This window comes from Roseovarius sp. 217 (genome assembly GCF_000152845.1).
Lineage (GTDB): Bacteria > Pseudomonadota > Alphaproteobacteria > Rhodobacterales > Rhodobacteraceae > Roseovarius.
The window spans coordinates 3,398,514-3,414,379 of sequence record NZ_CH902584.1 but is presented as its reverse complement, the minus strand read 5'-3'; the positions used below and the strand labels follow the sequence as shown (position 1 = coordinate 3,414,379).

Below are 15,866 nucleotides of genomic sequence, written 5' to 3'. Positions count from 1 at the left end.
CAACGCTCAGGACGACGCCCCGAGGAAGCGCATCGGATCGACACTATCGAACCCGTCGCGCACCTCGAAATGCAGGGCAGGCGTGCCGGTGCGGCGGATCTCGGCGAGTTTTTGACCGCGGGTGACGCTATCGCCCTTTTTCACGGTCAGAGCATCGACGTTGGAATAGACCGTCAGGAGCGAGCCTGCGTGTTTCACCACGATGATCGGCACACCATTTGTGTCCTCGGTTATCGCAGCGACTGTGCCCGCATCGGCCGCCACGACGGGTGCCCCAGGGGTGGCGGAGATGTCGATGCCGTCATTGCGGCCCTTGGAATACTCGCGGATGATGTCGCCGTTGACCGGGAAGGACATACGCGCCGCGGTGGTCGTGGTTTCGGTTTTACCCAAATCCGGGGCGGCGATGGTTTCAACGGGCGCAGCCTTGGGCGTGGTCTTTTCGTCTGGCAGGGGTTTGGAGGCGCTCGGCGGCGTCGGCGTGGGCGAGCCAGCACCCGGCCGCGTGACGGTGACGACATCGGCCTCATTGAACGGTTCGGTTTTCTCGCCCGGAAGGGCGACGGGGATCAGCAGGAACTGACCTTCACGGACCGAGAAGTCAGACCCAAGCCCGTTCCAATCGGCCAAGCTGCGGATCGAGACATTGTAGAGCCGGGCGATGGAAAAGGCGGTCTCTCCGCGCTCGACCTTGTGACGGACCGGCTCCGCGCCGACCTGTGCCGGGGCGGCGGTGCCGGGCGTTGCGGGTGGCAGTTCCGAGGTTGTGACAGTCTGCGAATCCGCACGGCGGATCGCGCCATCGGCGAGAGTGCCGATATCCACGCCCGGAGTGGTCTGAATCGGGCCGCCCAGCGGCTCTGCCACACGACCGGGCAGGGCGATGATTTCACCCGTGCGGAGCGGGTCGCCGGTTTGCATGCCGTTGAAGCGGGCCACTTCGCCGGGGTCGGCACCGATGCGGCGGGCGAGGCTGGCCAGAGTGTCACCGCGCTCGGCCACCGCGACTTGATAGCCGGGATAGGAGATGATGCCGCGCGCATCCGGTTGCGGACGCGGGGCCGTCGCGTTGCGCGCGGCCTCTGCGGTGCTGGGCGCGTTGCCAAAGGCCCCGCGCACATCGAGATCCAGCGGTTGGTCGCAGGCGGCAAGGGCCAAGGCCATGGTCGCCAGCAACGGTGCGGAGCGTGGGAATTTGCGCATCTCGATCATCCTCTTGAGTGGCCCCTTGTTGGCCGGGGCCTTGGTTACTGTGTCTCGCGCTCTACTCAGCCGTCGCGTCCCAGTCCCTCGATCAGAGGAACAAAGCGCACCGGGCGCAATTCGTCATAGTCAAATCCGGTCTCATGCCGGGTCACGCGGATCAGCCGTTGCACGGCATCGGACTGACCCACGGGCACGACCATGATACCCCCGATTTTAAGCTGGGCCAATAGGGGGCCGGGCGGGTCTTCGGCGGCTGCGGTCACGATTATGCGGTCAAAGGGCGCCTGATCGGGCAAACCGAAGCTGCCATCGGCGGTCAGGGCCGTGATATTGGTCAGATCGAGGGCGCGAAAGATCTCTGATGCTTCGGTGACCAGTCGTTTGTGACGGTCGACGGTATAAACGCGGCGGGCCAACTGGCTCAGGATCGCTGCCTGATAGCCAGAGCCGGTGCCGACCTCGAGCACCTTGTCGCGGCTGGAAACCTTGAGCGCCTGTGTCATCAGCCCCACCACCGAGGGCTGGCTGATGGTCTGGCCGCAGGCGATGGGCAACGGCATATCCTCATAGGCGCGTTCCGCGAAATAACCCCGGATGAAAGGGCCACGGTCGATCTGTTCCATTGCCGTGAGCACGCGCGCATCGGTCACGCCCTTGGAGCGCAGGGCAAAGAGAAACTGCATCTTGCGTTCGGCAATATGGTGATCGTCCCCGTCGGTCATTCGATCGCCCTGAGCGCCTCCAACGCGTCATGGGCGGTCAGGTCCGCACGCATGGGAGTGACCGAGATATACCCCTGAAGGTTCACATCGGCATCTGATCCGGGGCTGGTGGGTTCGTGCTGGGGGGCGCCCGTGACCCAGAGAAAGCGACGACCCGAGGGCGAGACATGCGGCTGCACCCCATAGCCCATATCGCGGCGAAAGCCCTGACGGGCGGCGCGCAGGCCCTTGACCTCTGCGGCAGGTACGGGCGGGAAGTTGATGTTGTAGAAAATGCCGTAATCGTCCTTGGTCCAGACACCCTTGTCCAGAAGGCGTTGCAGCGTGGGCAGGCCATGCACGCGCGCGGCCTCGAATGTGTCGTCGAGATCGCGGTTGCCGGGGCCGTAATACTGGCTGAGGGCCACGGCGGGCACGCCCTGAAGCGCCGCCTCCATCGCGGCCCCGACGGTGCCGGAATAGACCGCGTTTTCGGCGGCATTGTTGCCGCGATTGACGCCAGAGAGCACGAGGTCCGGGCGGGCGTCCTTCATCACGTCATGCAGGCCCGCAAGGATGCAATCGGCGGGGCTGCCCTCGGCGGCAAAGCGGCGCGGGCCCATCTGTGCGATCATCATCGGGCGGGTGTAGGAAATGCAGTGACCAACGCCGGATTGCTCAAAGGCGGGGGCCACGGTCCAGACTTCACCAGTGTCACCGGCGAGGGCGGTGGCGATGTCGTGGAGAACGACAAGGCCGGGGGCATTGATGCCGTCGTCATTGGTGATCAGAATGCGCATCGGTCTGCCCCTTTTTCTTGCTTGGTCTCTGTCTAGCTGCCGAGGGCGCGCGCGGCAAGCACGGGACGCAGCTTAGATCAATTCTGCAAGCAGGCGCGCGGCCTCGTCGCGGGGAAAGGCCAAGGTCTCGCGGTCTTCGCCGGGGTGGAAGCGCGCGCGGGTGGCGGTGGGCATCGGATGGGGCGTGAGGATGTGAACACGCGGGCCGGTCTGGGCAGTCTCGGCCTGCCAAGAGCGGGCGAGGGCGATTTGCGCGGCTTTGGTGGCGCCATAGGCCGCATAGAATTTCTCGCCCGCGCGCGGATCGTCGAAAAAGATCGCTTGCCCGCTGGTGCCCAAGAGGGGCGCTATGAAGGGGATCAGAATCCCGGTGGCGGTCACGTTGCAGGCCACGGATTTGGACCAATCGCCCTCGGACAGATGCGCCACCGGGGTCAGGGGGGCGGCATGCACCGCCGCATGCACCCAAGTGGCAATCGCGCCCCAGCGGTCATGGATCGAGCGGCATAGCTGCGCCATCGCTCCAACATTGGTAACGTCCATCGGTGCCAGTGTCGCCTGACCGCCCGCCGCCTGAATGCGGTCATCGAGGTCTTCGAGCGCGCCGGTGGTGCGGGCCACGGCAACGACGTGATGGGTTTTGGCCAGGGCCTCGGCCATGGCGGCACCCAGACCGCGCGACGCGCCGGTCACGAGAGCGATCGGGAGGGAGTTCTGAGTTTCCATGCGTAGGGAAATCCCACCAGTTGCGCGGCAATTCAAGGGCAATCGCTTGACTTTCTCGCACATGCAGCGAAAAAGTCATTTCAGAGACATAACAGAGGGACGCGACCAATGCGCGATACAGTTTTGACCAAGGCCGTGATCGGCCACGACACATTGCTCCGCAAGGCGGGGCTGGTTTTGGGCGGCTCTTTCCTGATTGCAGTGGCAGCTCAGATCAGCGTGCCGTTCTATCCGGTGCCGCTCACGCTTCAGACTTTGGCGATTCTGATGGTCGGTCTGACCTTTGGATCACGCCTCGGCGCGCTGACGCTGCTGGCCTATCTGGCCGAGGGAGCGATGGGCCTGCCGGTCTTTGCAGGTGGGTTGAACGGCGTGGCTCTGATGGGACCGACGGCCGGTTTCCTGTTTGGGTTTGTTGCCATGGCCTATCTTGCCGGTTTGGCCGTTGAGCGCGGCGTCGCGCGGGGCGTCGTGTCCACGGCGATTTGTGGCGTGGGGATTTCGGCGCTGCTCTATCTGCCGGGTCTGGCATGGCCTGCGGCGATGCTGGGCAAGAGCGCGGATGCGCTGTGGTCCGGTTGGATGGCCCCCTTCCTGCTGGGGGATGTGGTCAAGGCCGTTCTGGCGGCGATGATCGTCACCGGGGCAACCGCCCTGGTCCGCGCGCGCAAGGGCTGAACCAGCACCAAACCGTTGAAACAACGAACGCCGCTCCTGCATGGGAGCGGCGTTTTTCTGTGCGTCCAGAGGATCAGGAGGCGGGAAGGCTGAGCCGTTCGCTGCGCCCACCGTCGCGCGCAAGGATCAAGACCCCCTCACCGATGGCGGCGACTGTAGCGCTGCCAAGGTCGGTGCCAATTTTAACGGTGTGCACCGTGCGGCCGATACGCAAAAGCGCGCGGGCGTGGTCCGGGCCATGCAGGGTGCCAATCAGGGTCAGACGTGCGTCCGGCAGGGCCGCGCGATTGGTGGCGGCATCCAATGTGGCGGCGGGGGTTTCTGTGTGCTCTGTCACGCGTACCTCTTTGTGCAATGCTCAAAGGGGCGTCTAGACGGGTGCTGACGGGGGAGAAAGAGGGCGGGTTTGGTGTCGGCGGAGAGTTGCCGCAATGCAGCATCGCCGCGCAAAGACCCGCTCAGCCGCCTGAGTGACGGCTGAGCGGCGGGCTCTTATTCGGCGGCTTTCAGCTCGAAACCCTTGTCGATCATGTCGGACGGTGCAACGGGGTATTCGCCGGAGAAACAGGCGTCGCAATATTGCGGGCATTTGGTGTTGCGCCCGCCTGCCTCGCCCACGGCACGATAGAGACCGTCGAGCGAGATGAACTTGAGACTGTTGACCTGCAAATGGTCGCGCATCTCGTCCTCGGACATGGTGGCGGCGAGCAGTTTTTCCCGCTGCGGTGTATCCACCCCGTAAAAGCAGGGCCACGCGGTAGGCGGCGAGGCAATGCGAAAGTGCACCTCGGCGGCCCCAGCATCGAGGATCATCTCTTTGATCTTGCGGCTGGTGGTGCCGCGCACGACGCTGTCATCCACGAGGATCACGCGCTTGCCCTCGATCAGGGCGCGGTTGACGTTGAGTTTGAGACGCACGCCCATGTTACGGATCTGTTCGGTGGGCTCGATAAAGGTGCGGCCCATGTATTGATTGCGGATGATCCCCATCGCAAAGGGGATGCCCGATTCGTGGCTGAAGCCGATGGCGGCTGGCGTGCCGCTGTCGGGCACGGGACAGACGAGATCGGCATCAACAGGGGCCTCGCGGGCCAGCTCTACACCGATCTGATGGCGGGTTTCATAGACCGAGCGGCCCCCGATGATCGAATCAGGACGCGAGAAATACACATGTTCGAAGATGCAGAAGCGCGAGGACTGGCGGCGAAAGGGAAAATGGCTCTCGACGCCACCCTTGGCCGAGATGACGACCATTTCACCCGGTTCGATTTCACGGACATGGCGCGCGCCGATGATGTCGAGCGCGCAGGTTTCCGAGCTGAGAATCCAGCCCTCTCCCAATTGACCCAAGACCAAGGGCCGCACGCCCAAGGGATCACGCACGCCAATCAACTTGGTGCGGGTCATGGCGACGATTGAAAACGCGCCTTCGACCCGACGCAGCGCATCCTCCATCCGTTCGGGGATATTGCGTTGGAGCGAGCGGGCCATCAGGTGAATGATGCATTCGGTGTCCGAGCTGGACTGAAAGATCGAGCCGCGCTCGATCAGTTCCTTGCGCAGCGCAATGGCGTTGGTGATGTTGCCGTTATGGGCAATTGCCGCACCGCCCATGGAAAATTCACCGAAAAAGGGCTGAACATCGCGGATCGCCGCCCCTTTGGAACCAGCCGTGGAGTAGCGGACATGGCCGATGGCCAGCGGGCCGGGCAGCCGTTCCATCAGCGACTGGCTGGTGAAATTATCGCGCACATACCCAAACCGGCGTTCTGAATTGAAGCCGAGTTCAGGATCGTGGCTGACGATGCCGCCAGCCTCTTGGCCGCGATGTTGCAGCGCGTGCAGGCCGAGGGCCACGAAATTTGCCGCATCGGTCAGACCGATTGCGCCGAAAATTCCGCATTCCTCCTTCAGTTTGTCATCATCGAAAGGGTGAGCGGGGGGCATTTGTTTGGGCAAAGCGGGCAGCTCCGAATCCGTGGATATCGCTTGGGCGTGTCATACGCCCTCAGGCCGGACATGTCACGAAACTATCACAGATAACGTTGGGACGCGATGCGGCCCGTTCTGGATCAGAAGCGCGAGAGAATGACACCTGCCCCGACCAAGAGCGCGGCCATCACGCGGGTCAGCGACAGATCCCTCGCGGCGATGCCGAAGGCACCGATGTAGTCGAGCACCATTGCGCCGACGATCTGTCCAAGGATCAGCGCCGCCGTGGTGGTGAGCACGCCCAGGACCGGCACGCTCCAGAGCGAGGCCCAGACAAAGAAAGCCCCAAGCAGGCCGCCGAGCAAAAGCCAGAGCGGGGCGAGGGCCGCGCGACCAAAGGCGGCACTGTCGCCGGAGAGGGCCACCAAGAGCACCAGCGCCACAAAGCCCACGCCAAAGGAAACAGCCGCCGCTGCGACCGAGCTTTCGATGGTGCGCCCAAGGGCCGCGTTGAGCGGCGCCTGAATGGCGATGGCCAGCCCGGCCACGGCCATCAGAATGAGGGCAAAAACCGGGCTTTGCGGGAGCATGCTTACTGCGGAGCCTCGCATTTGCCGATCAGATCCTCGTATTGCCGGGTGATCCAGCCCAACGCCTCGTCGGGGTTGCGATCCTCGATCTTGCCGGTCAGTTGCGAAAAGACCCGCGCCGAGCGGCTGTCGTCGATGATCTGGATGGATTGTGAGGAGATCACAGTCTGATAGACGAAATAAGCGATGGCGATGAGCAGCACACCGCGCGCTACGCCAAAGACAAAGCCAAGCCCTTGGTCAAGACCGCCCAGAACCGAGCGTTGCACCAGCGAGGAAAAGAGCGGCGTGATCAGCGAGGCGATGATGAGACCCACGGCAAAGACCACCGCGAACGCACCGATCATCGACAATTCACAGCTATCGGCGATGAATTCGCCAACCACCGGGATTTCCTTGACCAGCGGTTCCACCTGCGGCGCGAAGATAAAGGCGAGGAGGCCCGCCACGACCCAGCCCGCGATGGCCAGGGATTCGCGCACGAAGCCGCGCGAATAGGCCAAGAGCGCCGAGAGCACGATGAAAAGCGCCACGACGCCGTCGATGATGGTAAAACCTTCCATATGCCTCTTCCTGTCCCGATAGACGCCTAACCTGCGCCGAATATGTCACCTACGAATGTGGTCAAATCCCCCATATGGGTGAGTTTGAGGCCACTGTCGCCCGCCGTCTTGCCACCCGACGGGGTGATCGCGGCTGTGAAACCAAGTTTTTGCGCTTCTTTCAACCTGTTTTCGGTCTGCCCCACCGGGCGCAGGGCCCCGGATAGGCTTATTTCGCCGAAAACGACCGTATCTGCCGGTAGGGCTTTGTCCTCGCGCGCGCTCAGAAGGGCGGCGGCGACCGCAAGATCGGCGGCGGGTTCGCTGATCTTGAGGCCACCCGCGACGTTGAGATAGACATCAAGCCCGGCAAAGGGGATGCCGCAGCGCGCCTCGAGCACGGCGAGAATCATCGCCAGACGCGCGCCGTCCCAGCCGACAACGGCGCGGCGCGGTTGAGCATGGGGCGTGGGCGCGACGAGCGCCTGCATTTCGACAAGCAAGGGCCGCGTGCCCTCGATCCCCGAAAAGACAACCGAGCCGGGAGTGGGCGCGCCGCGCCCCGAGAGAAAGAGGGCAGAGGGGTTGGCAACCTCGGCCAGCCCCGCACCGGTCATCTCGAAGACGCCGATTTCATCGGCGGGGCCAAAACGGTTCTTGACGGACCGCAGGATGCGGAATTGATGCCCGCGCTCGCCCTCGAAATAGAGCACGCAATCAACCATGTGTTCCACCACGCGGGGGCCGGCGATCTGGCCGTCCTTGGTGACATGGCCGACGAGGATCACGGAGGTGCCAAAGCGTTTGGCAAAGCTGGTCAGTTCATGGGCGGCGGCGCGCACTTGGCTTACGCTGCCGGGGGCGGCCTCGACCGTGTCGGACCAGACGGTCTGAATCGAGTCGATGATCACGAGATCGGGTTTCTCGGATTCGAGCGTGGTCAGGATGTCGCGCAGCGATGTGGCAGCGGCGAGTTTGACGGGGGCATTGCCAAGACCCAAGCGCTGCGCACGCATGCGGACCTGCGCGCTGGCCTCTTCGCCGGAGATGTAGAAGGTCTTGAGGCCAGCGCCCGCAAATTGCGCGGCGGCCTGCAAGAGCAGTGTGGATTTGCCGATACCCGGATCGCCGCCCACCAGAACCGCGCTGGCAGGCACAAGGCCGCCGCCCAGAACGCGGTCAAGCTCGCCGATGCCCGAGAGGGTGCGGGGCGGCGGGGCCTCTTCGGTCGAGAGGTCCGTGAGGGTGAGGGGCGTGCCGCGTTTGCCGCCCAGTGTCTTGCTCTTGGGGCCGGTCGAGAGCGGCGCTTCTTCGATGATGCTGTTCCATTCGCCGCAGGCGTCGCAACGCCCCGACCAGCGGTTGTGAACCGCGCCGCAGGCCGTGCAGGTGAAGGTGCCGGGTTTTGCCATATGCGCCTGATGCCCCAAGCGGCGGGCGCGGTCAAATGCGAAACCTATGGCGTGGTTATTCCGCCGCTTTTTGGGTCATGTCGATCACGGTGCCGTCACGGCGCAGCATATCCTCAAGCCCCAGTTCTGGCAGCACCTCGCGCAACGCGTCGTGCAGCCGTTGCAACTGGCTCGCGGCGACGCTTTCCTCCAACTCGACCTCGTGGGACCAGTGTCTGAGCTCGCGGGTGATCTGTTTGGCCTGATCAAGTCGAACATTGAATGCCTCGACCTCTTGCTGGCGCTGCGTGAGGAAGCTGCGGGCGCGGGCGATGCGGTCATCGGAATAGACCTGCGCCAATTCCCGGCTGATATGGGACATCTGCGCCGCCACCTCTAAGAGGTCCGGCTCTAGCGTGCCGAGATCGGGATGGTCGCGCAGGTAGGCGAGACGTTCGCGCACCGCGTCAAATTCCGACGAAAGGCGAAAGAGCCCGGCACGATCCGCCGCATGGGCTGCGTGGTAGGCGCGGGCCACGTCCTGCATCCCGATGTTGAAGCGCCGGTGCGAGGTTTCGAGTGCCATGATGCGGGCGTTGGTGGGCAAGTAGGCGCAGAGCAAAATCGCCAGAATCGTGAGGCCAATCTGCGCGAATTGGCCTGCGTTGTGATAGATCACGCCGCCAAAGCCCACGCTGAAATCGAGCCAGGGCAGGGCGCCCACGCTGGCGGCAATGGTGGCAGCGCTCAGGGTGAGCGCGCAGAGCAGAAGGGTCAAAAAGGCAATGCGTTGCAAAATGGACTGTGTCAGCAGCGCCGCGGATCTAAAATAGTCGGTCATGACTTCCCCCCCTCGAAAGATCATTTCCAATATAAGCAAGTTTACGCCGATTGCTCGAAAGGCAAAGGATTAATTCAATCAATCCAGAGTCAAGTTTAGGGGAGTGTGGCGTGAGCGCTGCGCGATTGGTGCGAGGCTCTAGAGAATATCGGGGTGATTTTGAGGCGTGTGGCGCTGACCGAGGCTGATCGCCAGCGAGGCGAGGATGCAGGCGGTGAAGAGATAAAGACCCCAGGCCACCTCGACCCTCGCCAAGCCCACGCCTTTGACCACGATGATATAGAGCGCGATGAGGAAGATATCGGCCATGGCGAGTTTGCCCATGACATGCAGCGCGGGCAGGGCGCGGGGCGAGAGGAGGCCAAAGTGCAGGAGGGCGAGGCCGATGGTTTTGAGATAGGGGGCAAAGAGGGCAAAGACGGTGACCAGAAGGGCCAGGTAGACGTCGCTCTGCCAGAGGGCTTGCAGGCCGGAGATGATGCTGATTTCGGAGAGGCCGAAGAGTGGCAGGTCGATGCCCGCGCGCATCAGGGGCGCGAACCAGGCGAGGGGGAAGAGCACCAGAAGTGCCAGATTTCCGTATCGCAGGGCTGCGTTCACCGCACCGCCTCGATCGGTCCCTCAGCCCTGCCGTGGATGAATTGGTCGAGATAGGGATCGCCGGAGTTGTCCATCTCGGACACCGGCCCGGTCCATTTGATCACCCCGTCATGTAGCATGGCGACATTGTCGGCGATGGCGCGCACGGAGGTCATATCGTGGGTGATGGTCATGGCGGTGGCGCCCATTTCGGTGACAATCTCGCGGATCAGGTCGTTGATCACGCCAGCCATGATCGGATCAAGGCCGGTCGTCGGCTCGTCGAAAAAGATGATCTCGGGTTCCGCCGCGATGGCGCGGGCGAGGCCGACGCGCTTTTGCATGCCGCCCGAAAGCTCGGCGGGGAATTTATCGGCGACATCGGGTTTGAGGCCGACACGGCGCAGTTTCTCGATGGCGATTTCGCGGGCCTCGGGGAGCGGGCGTTTGAGCGAGCCGCGCAAGAGGCGGAACGCGACGTTTTGCCAGACGGGGAGCGAGTCAAAGAGCGCGCCGCCCTGAAAGAGCATGCCGAAACGGGCGAGAAAGGCGTCGCGGTCGCCGCGTGTCACGTCTTGCCCGTCCAGCGTGATCGTGCCGCTATCGGGGCGGATGAGGCCGAGAACGCATTTCAACGCCACGGATTTGCCAGTGCCTGAGCCGCCGATGATGACGAGCGAGGTGGCCGAGGGAATGGTGAGGTTCACGCCGCGCAGGACGCGGTTGGGACCGAAGGCTTTGTGGACGTTTTTAAGTTCGATCATGACGAGAAAAACACCTCTGTCAGGATGTAGTTGGAGGCGAGGATCAGCACGGAAGCGGCGACAACCGCCGATTTGGTGGCGCGGCCCACGCCCTGTGCGCCGCGGCCCGAGTTCATGCCGTAGTAGCAGCCCATCAGCGCCACGATAAAGCCGAAGGCCGCGCCCTTGATCAGGCCCGAGACCACATCCCATGTTTCGAGAAAATCCATGGTGTTGTGCAGATAGGTGGCGGCGGAGAAATCGAGCCGTCCGACGCCCACCAGAAACCCGCCCATGATGCCGATCACATCGCCCACGCCGACCAGAACCGGCACGGCGAGGGTCGCGGCCAGCACGCGGGGCAGGGTGAGGTATTTCATCGGGTTGGTGGAGAGGGTGGTGAGCGCGTCGATCTGCTCTGTGACCTTCATCGTGCCGATCTCTGCGGCGATGGAAGAAGCCACGCGCGCGGCGACCATGAGGCCGCCAAGGACCGGGCCAAGCTCTCGGGTGAGGCCAATCGCGACAATCGAGGGCACCACGGTTTCGGCGTTGAAGCGCGCGCCGCCGGCGTAGATCTGAAGCGCGAGCGCGCCGCCGGTGAAGAGCGCCGTCATGCCCACAACGGGCAGCGAGAGCCAGCCGATCTGCACCAGCGCATGCAAAAACTCGCGCCAGTAGAAGGGGGGCCGCGCCAGATGGCTGAGTGTATCACTGGCGAAAAGCGCAATCCGGCCCATAGATGCCAGCCCGTTCAGAACGGTGCGGCCAATGCTGGCCAGAAAGCCGAGAATAAAATTCATCCGCCGATATAGCGTCGCGTATAGCGCGCCCCCAATGAGGTCAGGATTTCGTAGCCGATGGTATCGGCGTGATCGGCCAGCGTGTCGATGCTCTGGTATGGCCCGAGAAGTTGCAGGCTCTTGGGGTCATGGCCCAGATCGGTGATATCAACGCAGATCAGGTCCATCGAGATGCGACCTGCGATGGGGCAGGGGATATCTTCGGCCCAGAGGCTGGTTTTCGGCCCCATGGCGCGCAGGATGCCATCGGCATAGCCCGCCGCCACCGTGGCGATGCGGGTCTCACGGGGGGCGGTAAAACCGTTGGCATAGCCAACTGTTTCGCCCGGTGCCAGATCGCGGCATTGGATCACGGGAATGTCGAGGGTGACGACGGCGCGCGCCTCTGCAAAGGGGCGGCCGCCATAGAGGCCGATGCCGGGGCGGGCCAGATCGAAGTGATAGGCCGCATCCAGCAAGATGCCGCCGGTATTGGCAAGGCTGCGCGGCACATCGAGCCCGTCAGTCATCTCGCGGAAGGTGGCAAGCTGCTGCGGGTTCATCGCATGATCCGACTCGTCGGCGCAGGCGAGGTGCGACATGATCAGGCGCGGATCCTGGGCCAAGGCGATGTCGCGCAGCGCGGCCCATTCGCCGGGTTCCATGCCGAGGCGGTTCATGCCGCTATCAAGCTGGATGCCGAAGGGGTGCCCCGGCAAGGATTCGACATGGCGGATCATCTGCTCAAGCGAATTGATCATCGGGGTCAGGTGCATGTCGCCGATCATATCCGCGTCACCGGGCATATGGCCGGAAAACACATAAATCGCAGGTCCGCTCCCGAGCGTGTCGCGCAGGGCTGCGCCTTCTTCGGCGACAGCGACAAAGAAGTGGCGGGCACCGGCGCGCGCGAGGCTGCGCGCCACCTTTGCCGCACCCAAGCCATAGGCATCCGCCTTGACCACGGCGGCGGTCTCGCCCGCTGTCATGGCATCCAAGGCGCGCCAATTGGCGGTGATGGCATCAAGGTCGATGGTAAGAAATGCAGTGCTCATAGGCCGGGTTTTGACAGGATGGACGGGGGCGTCAAGGGGAAAGGCATGATTGGTTCCCGGTCATAGCCTCGGGGCCTGCGCCCATCGAGGCGCAAGCGACGCAAATCTCGTCGGGAGGTGGGCCGTCGGCGGATCAGAACCAGCTCTGAACGCCGCGCGCGGCACCCGATATGTCACGGCCCACACCGTCGACAGTGGCACATCCGGCCAGCGTCGCAAGGAGGGCGAGTGCAATCAGTTTTCGCATGCTCATGCCTGTTTTATTGCTCTGTTTTATTGCTCTGTTTCGTTGCTTTTTGTTATTCGTTTGCCTCGAACCACCATACCTCGGGGAGAAAGCCAATGCCATCCCCATAGATCGGCAGCCTATCGTCAGGGTATTTCAACTGTGACTTATGCGCAATACGACCCACGCTGTATTGATGGATCGGGATCACATAGCGCCCCGCCATAAGTACCCGGTCGAGCGCACGGGTGGCGGCGACGAATTCGGCGCGGTCGCGGGCGGTCAGCATGGCGCGGATCATCGCCTCGGCGGCGGAGGATTTCATGCCCATGAGATTGCGGCTGCCGGGTTGGTCGGCATAGTCGGCGCCCCAATAATAGGTCTGTTCATTGCCGGGGCTGAGCGACAGAGAGCGGCGCATCATGGTGAGGTCAAAGTCAAACTGCGCCTCGCGTTCGGCATATTGCGCCTTGTCGGTCATTTCGACCTTGAGCGTGATGCCGAGCCGCTCGAGGGCGCGGGCGTAGATATCCATCATGGCGCTTGCCTGTGCGATCAGACCGTCCTGTTGTAAAAGGACGGTGAGGGACAGGGGTGTCCCCTCTGCATTCACAAGCCGCCCATTCTGGACCTGCCAGCCCGCCTCGTTCAGGAGGTCCACCGCGCGGCGCAGGGCGGTGCGGTTGCGCGCGGTGCCGTCGCCGACGGGCAGGCTGTAGCCCTCAAGCGTGCCGGGCGGGAGAGTATCGGCCAAGGGGGTCAAGAGATCACGCACCCGGCCCGTGGCGGGGCCGTGATCCATCCCGAGTTCGGAGCCGGAGAAATAAGAGGTGATGCGCGGCTGGCGTCCGCCGGTCAGGGTGTCGTTGATATACTCGAAATTGAACGCGGTGATCAGCGCCTCGCGCACGCGCCAATCGTCCAGCGGGGGGCGACGGGTGTTCATGACAAAGCCGGTCATGCCCGAGGGTTTGCCATGGGGGATTTCGCTTAGGGTTATCTCGCCGCGCGCAACAGCGGGAAAATCATACTGTGTGGCCCAAGCCTCGGCGTTGAATTCGCGCACGTAACTGACAAGCCCCGCCTTGAACGCCTCTTTCAGCACGGTGTCGTCGCCGTAGAATTCGATGCGGATTTCGTCGAAATTGTTGGTGCCGCGCCGCAGGGGTAGGTCGCGGCCCCAATAGTCGGGATTGCGTTTCAGGGTGACGTGACGGTTGATTTCGTAATCGCTGACCACATAGGGGCCGGTGCCGAGGGGAATGTCATCAATCCCGGCCTCTGTGATGTCGCGTCCCTCCCACTGGGATTTTTGCAGGATCGGGCGGAGACCGGCCAAGAGCGCCAATTCGCGATCATCTTCGGTGAAGGTCAGGCGCAGAGAGCGCGGGCCGGTTTGGGCGATGCTGTCCACCTTGGTCCAGAATCCGCGATAGCGCGGGTGGCCCGTGGTGCCGAGGGTCTCATAGGACCAAAGCACATCTTCGATGGTGACGGGGGTGCCATCCGAGAATCGGGCCTCGGGGCGCAGGGTGAATTCGACCCATCGGCGGTCGTCGTCCGTCTCGACCGATTCGGCCAAAAGACCGTAGAGCGTGAACGGTTCGTCCCAGGACCGACCCATCAGGGTCTCGTGGGTGAGGTTGGCCAGTTGCCACGGCGGATTGCCGCGCAGGATGAAGGGATTGAGCGAATCAAAGCCCCCCACGTTGCCGGTGACGACCGCGCCGCCCCTCGGTGCGTCCGGGTTGGCATAGGGGAGCGACACAAAATCAGGTGGGAGCGCCGGGGCGCCATACATAGCTATGCCATGCGCCGGGGCGGCACCCGCCTGAGAGGCCGTGCCAGCAAGGATGATCGCGGCCAATCCAGCCCTCAGGTGGCGGAAAAATTCTGATCTCATTTTGGCGACAATCCTCAATCATCCTTGTTTGTCTGGGCCGGACCCTAGAGAGGGATTCAAGGCTTTTCAAACTTTTAGCTTGGACAGTGGCGCAGGATTGCTTATAAAGGGGGCACTGCTCGATAGGTTTCTTGCCTGTATGAAACCTGCCTCAATAACTTAACGCCCGCTTCGTGCGGGCGTTTTTTTTGGTCTGCTCGCGAGAGCGTGATGGGTATTCCCGTGCAATTTGCAGATGCAGCACATATGCTGCGCGCGCAATGGTTATTGGGAGACAGAGCATGAGTGTCAAAGGTAAAACCGCCATCATCACGGGGTCAAACTCGGGTATCGGTCTGGGCATCGCTGAAGAACTGGCGCGGGCTGGTGTGAATATCGTGCTGAATTCCTTTACCGATTCGGAAGAGGATCACGCGTTGGCCAAGCGAATCGCCAAGGAGACCGGCGTCGATGTGCGCTATATTCAGGCCGACATGTCCAAGGGCGATCAATGCCGGGCCTTGATCGAAAAGGCGGGGCGCTGCGATATTCTGGTGAACAATGCCGGAATTCAGCATGTGGCGCCGATTGACGAGTTTCCGAGCGACAAATGGGATGCGATCATCGCGATCAACCTCACTTCCGCGTTTCACACCACCGCAGCTGCGCTGCCGATGATGCGCAAGGCGGGGTGGGGCAGGGTGATCAATATCGCCAGCGCCCATGGTCTGACCGCGAGCCCCTATAAATCCGCCTATGTGGCGGCCAAGCATGGCATTGTCGGGCTGACCAAGGTCACGGCGCTGGAAACCGCGAAAGAGCCGATCACGGCCAATGCGATCTGTCCGGGCTATGTGCTGACCCCGCTCGTAGAGGCGCAAATCCCGGATACGATGGAGAAATACGGCATGGGGCGTGAAGAGGTGATCGAGAAGGTCATGCTCGAGCGGCAACCGTCCAAGGAGTTCGCCACGACCGAACAATTGGGCGGCACGGCGTTGTTTTTGTGCTCGGATGCCGCGGCGCAGATCACCGGCACGACGATCAGCGTCGATGGAGGCTGGACAGCGCTCTGAGGGGAAGCCCCGGCTCAGGTTATGCCCCCGCGCGAATAGCACCGAAGGTGCCGCGCGGATCGCTGGGCCGTCTCGCGGCCTAGCGATTTCGAGAGGGAGCGCTTCCCTGAGAGGTC

At 62.9% G+C, this 15,866-nt stretch carries 18 protein-coding genes; 2 read left to right on the top strand and 16 right to left on the bottom strand.

From position 1 onward, the window contains the following. Positions 1-6 precede the first annotated feature (6 nt). The 4 genes from ROS217_RS16320 to ROS217_RS16305 form a co-directional block, all read right to left on the bottom strand. Positions 7-1,212 carry a M23 family metallopeptidase gene (locus ROS217_RS16320; protein ID WP_009818895.1) on the bottom strand — a complete coding sequence of 402 codons (1,206 nt, stop codon included), beginning with the start codon at positions 1,210-1,212 and terminating at the stop codon, positions 7-9. Positions 1,213-1,268: 56 nt separating this feature from the next. Then, positions 1,269-1,928 (bottom strand): protein-L-isoaspartate(D-aspartate) O-methyltransferase, encoded by a 660-nt coding sequence (locus ROS217_RS16315; RefSeq protein WP_009818894.1) that lies wholly within the window; start codon positions 1,926-1,928, stop codon positions 1,269-1,271. Continuing rightward, positions 1,925-2,707: a 5'/3'-nucleotidase SurE gene (surE, locus tag ROS217_RS16310; protein WP_009818893.1), complete on the bottom strand. Its 783-nt coding sequence runs from the start codon at positions 2,705-2,707 to the stop codon at positions 1,925-1,927. The genes ROS217_RS16315 and surE overlap by 4 nt, the downstream gene beginning before the upstream one ends. A 72-nt stretch (positions 2,708-2,779) precedes the next feature. Next, on the bottom strand, positions 2,780-3,433 hold the full coding sequence (locus ROS217_RS16305) for an SDR family NAD(P)-dependent oxidoreductase (protein ID WP_009818892.1): 654 nt from the start codon (positions 3,431-3,433) through the stop codon (positions 2,780-2,782). A 108-nt stretch (positions 3,434-3,541) separates the two neighbouring features. Here ROS217_RS16305 and ROS217_RS16300 point away from each other — a divergent pair, with 108 nt between their 5' ends. After that, positions 3,542-4,111 carry a biotin transporter BioY gene (locus ROS217_RS16300; protein ID WP_009818891.1) on the top strand — a complete coding sequence of 190 codons (570 nt, stop codon included), beginning with the start codon at positions 3,542-3,544 and terminating at the stop codon, positions 4,109-4,111. Positions 4,112-4,184: 73 nt separating this feature from the next. Here ROS217_RS16300 and ROS217_RS16295 read toward each other — a convergent pair whose 3' ends face one another. The 12 genes from ROS217_RS16295 to ROS217_RS16245 all read right to left on the bottom strand — a co-directional run bounded on the left by ROS217_RS16295 (position 4,185) and on the right by ROS217_RS16245 (position 14,695). After that, entirely contained in the window at positions 4,185-4,448 is a 264-nt protein-coding gene (locus ROS217_RS16295; RefSeq protein ID WP_009818890.1) for a hypothetical protein, read from the bottom strand. A 155-nt stretch (positions 4,449-4,603) separates the two neighbouring features. Next, positions 4,604-6,058: an amidophosphoribosyltransferase gene (gene purF / locus ROS217_RS16290; RefSeq protein WP_009818889.1), complete on the bottom strand. Its 1,455-nt coding sequence runs from the start codon at positions 6,056-6,058 to the stop codon at positions 4,604-4,606. Positions 6,059-6,183: 125 nt separating this feature from the next. Further along, positions 6,184-6,633: a DMT family transporter gene (locus tag ROS217_RS16285; RefSeq protein WP_009818888.1), complete on the bottom strand. Its 450-nt coding sequence runs from the start codon at positions 6,631-6,633 to the stop codon at positions 6,184-6,186. 2 nt (positions 6,634-6,635) lie between these two features. After that, positions 6,636-7,196 (bottom strand): CvpA family protein, encoded by a 561-nt coding sequence (locus tag ROS217_RS16280; protein ID WP_009818887.1) that lies wholly within the window; start codon positions 7,194-7,196, stop codon positions 6,636-6,638. Positions 7,197-7,222: 26 nt separating this feature from the next. Next, positions 7,223-8,587 carry a DNA repair protein RadA gene (gene radA / locus ROS217_RS16275; protein ID WP_009818886.1) on the bottom strand — a complete coding sequence of 455 codons (1,365 nt, stop codon included), beginning with the start codon at positions 8,585-8,587 and terminating at the stop codon, positions 7,223-7,225. Between the two features lie 55 nt (positions 8,588-8,642). Further along, entirely contained in the window at positions 8,643-9,407 is a 765-nt protein-coding gene (locus ROS217_RS16270) for a DNA repair protein (RefSeq protein WP_009818885.1), read from the bottom strand. 138 nt (positions 9,408-9,545) lie between these two features. Continuing rightward, positions 9,546-10,007, bottom strand: coding sequence for a paraquat-inducible protein A (locus ROS217_RS16265; RefSeq protein ID WP_009818884.1), 462 nt, complete (start codon positions 10,005-10,007; stop codon positions 9,546-9,548). Next, positions 10,004-10,750 (bottom strand): ABC transporter ATP-binding protein, encoded by a 747-nt coding sequence (locus ROS217_RS16260; RefSeq protein WP_009818883.1) that lies wholly within the window; start codon positions 10,748-10,750, stop codon positions 10,004-10,006. Before ROS217_RS16260 ends, ROS217_RS16265 begins: the two co-directional genes overlap by 4 nt. Beyond that, entirely contained in the window at positions 10,747-11,532 is a 786-nt protein-coding gene (locus ROS217_RS16255) for an MlaE family ABC transporter permease (protein WP_009818882.1), read from the bottom strand. Before ROS217_RS16255 ends, ROS217_RS16260 begins: the two co-directional genes overlap by 4 nt. Next, a complete protein-coding gene (alr, locus tag ROS217_RS16250) occupies positions 11,529-12,566 on the bottom strand; it encodes an alanine racemase (RefSeq protein WP_009818881.1) in 1,038 nt (345 codons plus the stop codon). Before alr ends, ROS217_RS16255 begins: the two co-directional genes overlap by 4 nt. A 133-nt stretch (positions 12,567-12,699) precedes the next feature. After that, on the bottom strand, positions 12,700-12,813 hold the full coding sequence (locus ROS217_RS23635; protein WP_157046626.1) for an entericidin EcnA/B family protein: 114 nt from the start codon (positions 12,811-12,813) through the stop codon (positions 12,700-12,702). Positions 12,814-12,865: 52 nt separating this feature from the next. Then, positions 12,866-14,695 (bottom strand): extracellular solute-binding protein, encoded by a 1,830-nt coding sequence (locus tag ROS217_RS16245; RefSeq protein WP_040650671.1) that lies wholly within the window; start codon positions 14,693-14,695, stop codon positions 12,866-12,868. Positions 14,696-14,976: 281 nt separating this feature from the next. On the opposite strand from ROS217_RS16245, the gene ROS217_RS16240 reads away from it, so the two are divergent. Further along, positions 14,977-15,750 carry a 3-hydroxybutyrate dehydrogenase gene (locus ROS217_RS16240; protein WP_009818879.1) on the top strand — a complete coding sequence of 258 codons (774 nt, stop codon included), beginning with the start codon at positions 14,977-14,979 and terminating at the stop codon, positions 15,748-15,750. Positions 15,751-15,866 lie beyond the last annotated feature (116 nt).

Coding starts and splice junctions, on each gene's coding strand:
- ROS217_RS16240 (WP_009818879.1), top strand. CDS start 14,977: ATGAGTGTCAAAGGTAAAACCGCCATCATCACGGGGTCAAACTCGGGT.
- surE (WP_009818893.1), bottom strand. CDS start 2,707: ATGCGCATTCTGATCACCAATGACGACGGCATCAATGCCCCCGGCCTT.
- ROS217_RS23635 (WP_157046626.1), bottom strand. CDS start 12,813: ATGCGAAAACTGATTGCACTCGCCCTCCTTGCGACGCTGGCCGGATGT.
- ROS217_RS16260 (WP_009818883.1), bottom strand. CDS start 10,750: ATGATCGAACTTAAAAACGTCCACAAAGCCTTCGGTCCCAACCGCGTC.
- ROS217_RS16245 (WP_040650671.1), bottom strand. CDS start 14,695: ATGAGATCAGAATTTTTCCGCCACCTGAGGGCTGGATTGGCCGCGATC.
- ROS217_RS16280 (WP_009818887.1), bottom strand. CDS start 7,196: ATGGAAGGTTTTACCATCATCGACGGCGTCGTGGCGCTTTTCATCGTG.
- ROS217_RS16285 (WP_009818888.1), bottom strand. CDS start 6,633: ATGCTCCCGCAAAGCCCGGTTTTTGCCCTCATTCTGATGGCCGTGGCC.
- radA (WP_009818886.1), bottom strand. CDS start 8,587: ATGGCAAAACCCGGCACCTTCACCTGCACGGCCTGCGGCGCGGTTCAC.
- ROS217_RS16255 (WP_009818882.1), bottom strand. CDS start 11,532: ATGAATTTTATTCTCGGCTTTCTGGCCAGCATTGGCCGCACCGTTCTG.
- purF (WP_009818889.1), bottom strand. CDS start 6,058: ATGCCCCCCGCTCACCCTTTCGATGATGACAAACTGAAGGAGGAATGC.
- ROS217_RS16270 (WP_009818885.1), bottom strand. CDS start 9,407: ATGACCGACTATTTTAGATCCGCGGCGCTGCTGACACAGTCCATTTTG.
- ROS217_RS16315 (WP_009818894.1), bottom strand. CDS start 1,928: ATGACCGACGGGGACGATCACCATATTGCCGAACGCAAGATGCAGTTT.
- alr (WP_009818881.1), bottom strand. CDS start 12,566: ATGAGCACTGCATTTCTTACCATCGACCTTGATGCCATCACCGCCAAT.
- ROS217_RS16300 (WP_009818891.1), top strand. CDS start 3,542: ATGCGCGATACAGTTTTGACCAAGGCCGTGATCGGCCACGACACATTG.
- ROS217_RS16320 (WP_009818895.1), bottom strand. CDS start 1,212: ATGATCGAGATGCGCAAATTCCCACGCTCCGCACCGTTGCTGGCGACC.
- ROS217_RS16305 (WP_009818892.1), bottom strand. CDS start 3,433: ATGGAAACTCAGAACTCCCTCCCGATCGCTCTCGTGACCGGCGCGTCG.